Annotated in this window: 7 protein-coding genes; 3 read left to right on the plus strand and 4 right to left on the minus strand. The window is 65.0% G+C overall.

Features of this window, described 5'->3' with window-relative positions; genetic code table 11:
* Positions 1–152: 152 nt before the first annotated feature.
* From LQT98_RS03130 to LQT98_RS03140, 3 genes are all read left to right on the plus strand, one after another.
* Positions 153–2126 carry a S9 family peptidase gene (locus LQT98_RS03130; RefSeq protein ID WP_231461089.1) on the plus strand — a complete coding sequence of 658 codons (1974 nt, stop codon included), beginning with the start codon at positions 153–155 and terminating at the stop codon, positions 2124–2126.
* Positions 2107–2568, plus strand: coding sequence for a YiiD C-terminal domain-containing protein (locus tag LQT98_RS03135; protein WP_231461090.1), 462 nt, complete (start codon positions 2107–2109; stop codon positions 2566–2568). Before LQT98_RS03130 ends, LQT98_RS03135 begins: the two co-directional genes overlap by 20 nt.
* Positions 2569–2749: 181 nt before the next feature.
* Positions 2750–3376, plus strand: a complete 627-nt coding sequence (locus LQT98_RS03140) for a hypothetical protein (RefSeq protein ID WP_048408415.1) — start codon at positions 2750–2752, stop codon at positions 3374–3376.
* Here LQT98_RS03140 and LQT98_RS03145 read toward each other — a convergent pair.
* The 4 genes from LQT98_RS03145 to LQT98_RS03160 all read right to left on the minus strand — a co-directional run.
* Positions 3373–3822, minus strand: a complete 450-nt coding sequence (locus LQT98_RS03145) for a hypothetical protein (RefSeq protein WP_231461091.1) — start codon at positions 3820–3822, stop codon at positions 3373–3375. The genes LQT98_RS03140 and LQT98_RS03145 overlap by 4 nt on opposite strands.
* A gap of 492 nt (positions 3823–4314) precedes the next feature.
* Positions 4315–5769, minus strand: a complete 1455-nt coding sequence (locus tag LQT98_RS03150; RefSeq protein ID WP_231461092.1) for a sensor domain-containing diguanylate cyclase — start codon at positions 5767–5769, stop codon at positions 4315–4317.
* A gap of 241 nt (positions 5770–6010) precedes the next feature.
* Positions 6011–7375, minus strand: coding sequence for an enoyl-CoA hydratase-related protein (locus tag LQT98_RS03155; RefSeq protein WP_456237127.1), 1365 nt, complete (start codon positions 7373–7375; stop codon positions 6011–6013).
* 467 nt (positions 7376–7842) lie between these two features.
* On the minus strand, positions 7843–8229 hold a 387-nt coding region (locus tag LQT98_RS03160), incomplete at its 5' end, for a LytR/AlgR family response regulator transcription factor (RefSeq protein WP_231461094.1).

Here is an 8229-nt window from a genome sequence, read left to right on the forward strand (position 1 = left end):
TGCTCATTCCTTCCGCATGCGACAAAGTGTCGCAGAGTCGGCATGAGAATAATGCAAGTTGTAACGTCATTGTCATGGCCGCTATACTGGTCCGCTCGCCCAATCGTTCAGGAGCAGTCATGATGGTTCGTGCTTTATCCGCGGCAACGCTAATGATGCTTTCCACTCATGGTTGGGCCGCAGGCGGCTACAGCGGCCTCGGCGCCGCCAGCGTCAGCGCGGAAGAGGTGGCGCGTTATCGCGCCGCGCCCTTGCCGGCGGAACTGAGCCGCAAAGTGCAGAACATGCTGGACCTGCGCGCGCCCGGCGCCGGCGTGCTGGCTCCGGACGGCAAGGCCCTGTACTTCAGCTGGCGCGTCACCGGCGTGCCGCAGGTGTGGAAGCTGGACGGCCCGCAGCGCTTCCCGGTGCAACTCACCGGCGGCGAAGACGCCACCCTGATTCAGGACGTCAGCCCGGATGGGCGCTGGCTGGTGCTCAGCCGCGACCGCAAGGGCGAGGAAAACCCCGGTCTCTATCTGCAAGCCGCCGCCGGCGGCGCGCTGCGCGAAGTCCAGCACAAGCCCGGCGTGCAGACCCAGTTCCAGTTTCTCAGCAAGGACGGCCAGTGGCTGTACTACCGCAGCAACGACGAGCGGGCCGACAGCTATACCCTGTACCGCTACCGGCTGGCCGACGGCCGTCGCGAGCGCCTGTTCGGCGAGCGCGGCGCCTGGAGCATCGCCGATCACCGCGACGACGGCCGCCTGCTGCTGCAAAAGACGCTGAGCAATGCCAGCGCGGAATTCTATCTGTGGACGCCGGACGGCAAGCCGGCGCAGCCGCTGCTGGGCCAGGGCGAAGCCGTCGATTACCGCATGGACTTCGGCCTGCGCGACGGCGAATACCTGGTGCGCAGCAATAAGTTCGGCGAATACCACCGCCTCTATCTGTGGCGCGCCGGCGTGTTCCAGCCGCTGACGCCGGAGACGCGCGGCGATGTCGACAACCTCAACATCGACCGCGAGCAGGGCCGCGTCTACTACACGCTGAGCCAGGACGGTTACGGCAAGGCGCTGGCGCTGGACGGCCGCCGCGGCTACCGCGCGCTGAAACTGCCCGCCTTCCCCGGCGCGGCCCAGGTCAATGTGGTCAATCTCAGCCGCGATGGCCGCTACGTCAACTTCAGCGTGGAAACCGACACCGCGCCGGCCAGCAGCCATGTCTGGGACAGCAAGAGCGGCAAGCTCAGCCAATGGCTGCTGCCGTCCGCGCCGGAGCTGGACACCCGCGGCTTCGCCAAGGCCAGCCTGGAAAGCTATCCGGCGCGCGACGGCACGCCGATTCCGATGTTCGTGCGCCGGCCGACGCGCTGCGCGGCCACGCCCTGCCCGGTGGTGGTCAACTTCCACGGCGGGCCGGAAGGGCAGAGCCGCGCCGGCTTCTCGCCGCAGGCGCAACTCTTCGTCGACGCCGGCTTCATCTATGTGCAGCCCAATGTGCGCGGCTCCATCGGCTATGGCAAAACCTGGCTGGACAGCGACAACGGCCCGCGCCGGCTGCAAGTGCTGTCCGATATCGAAGACGCCGCGCGCTACATCCGCAGCCATTGGGGCGCGGCCGGCGCGGCGCCCAAGGTCGGGGTGATGGGCGGCAGCTATGGCGGTTATTCCACGCTGGCGGCGATGACCATCTTCGCCGGCGCTTACGACGCCGGCGTGTCCAATGTCGGCATCGCCAACCTGGTCAGCTTTCTGCAAAACACCGCGCCTTACCGCCGCGCGCTGCGCGCCGCCGAATACGGCGACCTGGAACGCGACCGCGCCGCGCTGGAGCAATTGTCGCCGATCAATCACATCGACAAGCTGCGCGACCCGTTGCTGATCATCCAGGGCGTCAGCGATCCGCGAGTGCCGGTGGGCGAAGCGCTGCAAATGTACCGCGCGATGGCCGGCAAGGGCGTGGACGGCGGCCTGATCCTGTTCCCTGATGAAGGCCACGGCGCGGCCAAGCGCGAAAACCAGGTGCTGCAGCTGGGCCACAGCCTGTGGTTTTTCCAGCGCCACCTATTGGGGCAGAATGGAGGAGGCGCCGCCGAAGCCGGCCGCGTCGAATCGGGAGAAAAGCATGAGTCCAAAGGCGCTTGAAGATTACCTCCATCAACACATCCCGCTGTCCGCCGCGATGGCGGTCAGCGTGGCCGAGGCCAGCGGCGAGCGGGTGATCCTGCACGCGCCGCTGGCGCCCAATATCAATCACCGCGCCACCGTGTTCGGCGGCAGCGCCTCGGCGGTGGCCATCCTCACCGCCTGGTGCCTGGTGTTCATGCGCTTGCGCGAGCGCGGCCTGCCCGGCCGCGTCATCATCCACGGCAACAGCATGCGCTATGACAAGCCCATCGCCGCCGGCTTCCTCGCCCGCGCCGCCGCGCCGGATGCGGCTGCCTGGGACAAGCTGGAACGCGCGTTGCGGCGCGGGCGCATGGGGCGGCTGCGCCTGGAGGTGGCGCTGGAGTGCGACGGTGAGGCGGTGGGCAGCCTGGAAGGCGAGTTCGTGGTATTGCCCGGCGAAGGAGATTCCCAGCACTGAAGCACCCCCGGCGCCGCGATATCGCTTATTAAACTTTAAATCCAATCTGAATAGCCTATTTTTTGTGCTAAAAAGAAATATCTTGTGCCGGGTTGGATTGAGCGATAGCCAATGAAAACGCGCCCGGCGTTCCGGCCGCAGCCGCGCCGCAACGCCGGCGGACGCGGACTGGGGGAGGCCGATGGCTTTAAAAGCGCAAAAAGAGCTGGAGCTGGTGCTGCGTCTATTGCAGCGCAAGGGTTTGCACGCGGTGGACCGGCAGTCCTGGCCGCCGCCGCTGCCGGATGTCGGCGCCACCCTCAGCGACGGCCGGCGCATCGCTTTTGAAGTGACGGAAGTGCATGCCGACGAGCACTTGTTCGGCGGCGGCAAAGGCTGTTTGCGCGCGCGCGAAGTGCGCCAGGCGCAGCAGGGCGAGGATGCGCCGATCAGCGTGCCCAACGCGCCCATCGCCGCGATCAAATACCGGATCCAAGCCAAGTGCGTGAAGCGTTACGCGGCCAAGCCCGGTTATGAATTGAGCCTGCTGCTGGCGGCCAATATTCCGCAGTTCGGCGGCGTGGCCGCCACCACCCTGTTTCCCGCCTTTATCCAGGAAGCGGCGCTGACCGCCGCCACCCATGATCTGCTGGAGTCGTCCGCCTTCGAGCGCGTCTATCTGCACCTGATCCAGCCCGGTGTGCTGTACGAGTGGAGCAAGCAAGACGCCTGGGTGGAAATGGCCAAGACGGCGGACGAGGGCGCTCGTCCGCCTTTTTGGGTGGAGCCGGTACTCGGCGGCGTCTGTTGGCAGGGCGGCGTGGTTTAGCGCGCGCGCAGGCGGATGCGGCGGAAGCGGGCTTCCACGCTCATCCGCTGGCCCAGCGCCAGATACAGCTGGTGCTGGCCATCGACATGGCGATAAATTCTGACCCGGTCCGCGCCCAGCAATAGCAGCTGCTCCAGATAGTTGAAGAATCCCATCCATTGACCGCGCCCGTTGCGGTCGTCAAAGTCGATATCGTGTGCCACTCGGCTAAGCAGGCCCTTGCCAACGTATTCCCGATTGTCCTTCAGCCATTGCAGCAAATGGGCCGCGCATTCGCGGCCATAGGCGCTGTCGGCGGGGTAATCCTTGCTGGGCGCGGGCATTTGCCAGTAATGCGGGTAGGTGCGGCCGGGGCAGAAGCGGACGAAGGGCAGCAAAATTTCTTGTTGCTCCAGCGAGCGCAGATGGTAGCGACGACGAGGGGGGAAGGCTTGAGGCTGTTGCATGGTGTTTCTCCTGCTGTGACACAAGATAAACCACCTGCCAGGGAAGGCTGAGGTGAGGCAGGCGCGTGGCAGGATTGGCGTACTGGTCTACTTACCAAACCAGCGAGTGCATGGCACTCTCCCACCATGCGCCTGCCAAAGGGCACGGCCATAGTAAAGCTGCTCACACGGCACGCCGCGTAAGCAGAAGTTGGTAAGTAGAGGACGAGACGCCAATCCCGTGTGCCGCGTGTGGGCGGCAACGTGGGGATTGTTGCCGAGGGTGGGGCTTGGGTCAAGCTGGAGTGGCTGATGTGGGGTCTGGAGTGCGAAGCGCCTGTTCATGATCTTTTCGAGAGGATCATTGCCCCTGACATGACAGGGTGGGGGCGTGGCTTGAACGTCTGGCTTATCCACAAGGAGGGGCGCTTGGGTAGGGTTATCCACAGCGCGCTGGCGGGACGGCAGTGAAGGCATGAGGCGCTAGCGCGCGCGGCGGCTTGCCGCCCAGGTTCAAACCGTTTCCGTCCCCGCCGCCGCGATCTCGCGCTTGTTGCCATACATCTTGCGGTCCGCCACCGTCAACAGCTCGTCGATCAGCAAACCGTCCTCCGGGTAATAGGCGATGCCGATGCTGACGCCCACGGAGATCAGGTTGTCGCTCACTTCGTAAGGTTGGTGGATCACCTGTTTCAGGCGGTTGACGATCTTGTCCGCCTCGCGGTTGGATTCGATGTCTTCCATCAACACCACGAATTCGTCGCCGCCCAGGCGCGCGACGGTATCCTCGCCGCGCAGCTCTTCCTTGATGCGGGCGGCGATCAATTGCAGGATGCGGTCGCCGGTGACGTGGCCGTAGGTGTCGTTCACCGGTTTGAAACGGTCCAGGTCCAGGAACAGCAGGGCCAGCCGCTTGCCGCTGCGATCCACCCGCGATATGGCGTGTTGCAGCCGGTCGTAGAACAGATTGCGGTTGGCCAGGCCGGTCAGGCGGTCGTGATTGGCCAGATAGAACAGCTGGTTTTCGCGCTGGCGGCGGCCATGGGCCAGTTGCAGATAATGGTGGGCCACGAGCAAGAGCCCGGCCAGCAAGGCCAGGGACAGGAAGGACAGCATGCCCCATTCGAACACGCCGATCTGGCGCCAGCCCAGTTGCTGGCTGACGGTCAGCAATAAGGGCTGGTTGGCGCCGCCCAGCGGGTGGCGGGTTTCCAGCCGCGGAAACAGCAGGGCCTCCAGCGCGCTGGCGCTTTCGGCGCGGTGCAGCAGCACTGGCGCGCCAGGCGGCGAGCTGCGGTGGAATAGGCGCACTTCGGCGCCATCCGACAGCGGCAATTGGCTGGGCAGCAGGCTGTCGGCGCGTATCGCCATGGTGGCGAAGTGGGCCGGGGCCAGCGGCGCGGACAGCGGGGTGTTGAGCACGTCGTCCATCGCGCGGATCAGCAGATAGCCGGCCGGCAGGCCGGGCAGCTTGATCTGGCCGGAGATTTCCATGCGTCCGCTTTCCAGCGCGTCCTGCAAGGCCCGGCGCACGCTTTGCAGCCGGCCCAGGTCGGCGGCCAGCAAGGTGGACGGCTGCACCGGTTCGATGAAGGAGAGCGGGAAGACGCCAAAACGACGTTCCCAGGCATCGCCGCTGGCGGCGGGCAGCGGCAGCGCGTGGCCGTAGAGCTGGCGCAGCCGCTGTTTGAGCTGCGGCAATTGCTCGGGCGCGATGCGTTCGATATGGCCCAGCCACAGGATTTGCGGGTAGCGGCGCAGTAGTTGCCGGGTGAAGCGTTTTTCCGCTGGCAGGTCCTGGCGGCGGTCCAGGGTGCTGAAGGCGGCGTAGCTGTCCAGCACGGTTTCATTGTTTTGCAGCTTTTGATTGAGCTGCTCGGACAGTTGCAGCGCGTCGCGGTTGAACTGCTGCTCCGCGCTGAGCAAGGCATGGCTGGCGATGGACAGGGCGACCAGCGCGCTCAGCACCAGCCATATCGCGATGCATCCTGCATAAACCAGCCGTGTCCGCATGTAGCAACCGTAGGAAGGGGGAAAGAGGGGATAAGGGAGTTTATAAGAAGGCCGGCTTATTTTTTAGCTTTGACTGATGAAAAAGCCGGTTTTAAGTAGTTGTACGTAAAACAATACTGTTGTTTTTCGTCATGAAAATGACATGAAACAGCCCGCTGGGCGGGCTGTTTTTATGACGACATGGCTAGGGCTTGTTTCAGCGCGCTGGAATCCAGTCGGCGATCAAGCGCTGCGGGGTGCCGCAGGCTTTGCGCTTGAGCACGAAATTGCGGCACTTCTCCAGGAATTGGCCACGGTTCTCCACCATGTCCTGGCGCATTTCCAGTAGCTCGGCCTGGCGGCAGCGTTCCATCTGTTCCAGGTCCAGCCCGGTCTTGCGCGCGCGGTGCTGGCGGAAGCGCTCGTCGTTCAGCGCCAGGCCGGCCGCTTGGCGCAGCCAGACGCCGAAGTCGTGCGGATCATGCGGGCCGATGTCTTGAATCATGCCCAGGCGCCAGGCTTCGCGCGCGCTCAGCGGCAGGCAGGCCTCGGTCAGCAGCCGCGCCTGTTCCGCGCCCACCGCGCGCGGCAGACTGTAGGTCCAGTATTCCGAGCCGTACAAGCCCATGGTTTTGTAGTGCGGGTTGAGCACCACGCCGCCGCGGGCGAACACTAGGTCGGCGGCCAGCGCCAGCATCACGCCGCCGGCGCCGGCGTTGCCGCTCAGGCCGGCCACCACCAATTGGCGAGCGGTCAGCAGTTCTTGGCAGACGTCGTCTATCGCCTGGATATTGGCCCAGGCTTCCAGGCCCGGTTCCGGCGCGGCCTGGATCACATTGAGGTGAACGCCGTTGCTGAAGCTGCCGCGGCCGCCGCGCACCAGCAACACGCTGGTGTCCTGGGCCTTGGCCCAGCGCAGCGCCTCGCTCAGCCGCTGGCATTGCTCGGTGCTCATCGCGCCATTGTAGAACTCGAAGGTCAGTTCGCCGACGCAGCCGTATTCGCGGTAGCGGATGGGCTGGTAGCTTTCCTCGCAATGCGGGTGGGTGGCGATGGACCAGTCCAGCCGCGGCACTTGGTCGAGCAGGCCGGCCAGCACGTGGCGCGCCGGGCGCTTGAAGGTTTCCTCGCCCGCTTCCGGCTTGCGCCGCAGCGCGCCCAGCCACAGGCTGTGCTCGCCGGCGCCGACCAGCACGGCGTCGTCGTGCACCGCCAGCAATTGGCCGGGCTGGCCGGAGCGGTGGTCCAGGTGGGCGTCGTAGACGTAGTAGTCGCCGCCGGCCAGTTGCGTCAGCACGCCGGGCTGGCCGTCGGCGGCGTCGATGCGGCGTTTGATCTCGGCGGCCGGCTGTTGCCACAGGAAGGTGCGGTCGCTCTGACGCATATTGGGCTGCAGCCGGCCGCGCACCTGCGGCTGGCTGTAGTCCAGCGGCTCGGGCTCGAAGCCGGTGCCGAATTTTTCCACCACGTCGCGGATGCAATACAGGGCGGCGTCGCTGACCGGGCCGTTGTAGAGCTCGGATTTGCGCACCTCCGGCGGCATGTCGAATTCGCAGCTGGACCAGATCGGGCCTGCGTCCATTTCTTCCACCGCCTGCAGCGCGNNGGCCGGCTGCTGTCGCGCCACAGGGTTTCCGGCACCCGGTCCTTGAGGAAGGGGCAGATGACGATATCGGCGCCGGATTGCTGGATGTTGGCGCTGACTTCCTGCTCGTTAGTGAACAGCTGCACGCTGACTTGGTGACCGGACTGGCGCAATTCCAGCCAGGCGCGCTGGGTGAGTCCGTTGAACGCCGACGACAACAGGATGATTTTCAATGACCGCATGACCGCTCCTTGCCCTAAATGGAATGCATGGCCGGCGGCGGTGCGCCGGTTCGGCCATGTGCTTGGGCGAGGATGATAGTTTTAGTCTGAATAATGACAAATGACTAATGTCAAGCTTGATGCGATTGAAAATCACAACGCATTTTCATGCCAAAAATAATGACAGATGCTTTTGCTTTATGGTCTGTATATATGGTGGCGCGTGGCGAGGGGAGGGCGTGCCTAGTCCTGCTGGTTCAGGCATTGCTTGATGCCGGCCAGTTGCCGCCGGCTGACCGGCAGCGCTTGTTCGATGTCGGCCAGCCGCACCTGCCATTGTTCTTCGCCGTCGGCGGGCGTGCGGAACAGCTCGCGCAGCGCGTGGCGCATCACCAGGCAGTTGCGGTGGATGCGCACGGCGGCGTCGCCCAGTCTTTGCTCCAGCGCGATCAGCGGTTCGTCCAGCAGGTATTCCGCGTCCGGGGTGACCAGGGTGACGTATTTGAGCTCGGCCTTGAGATAGCGCGCCTGAGAGAAGGGGATGGGCAGCAGGCGATCGCGTTGGCGCACGGTGAAGCTGGCTTCCGGCTGCGGCGCTTCGCCGCGCTGGCGGCCGGCGCGCTCCAGCGC

This window comes from Chromobacterium aquaticum, assembly GCF_021129195.1.
Classification (GTDB): Bacteria; Pseudomonadota; Gammaproteobacteria; order Burkholderiales; family Chromobacteriaceae; genus Chromobacterium; species Chromobacterium aquaticum.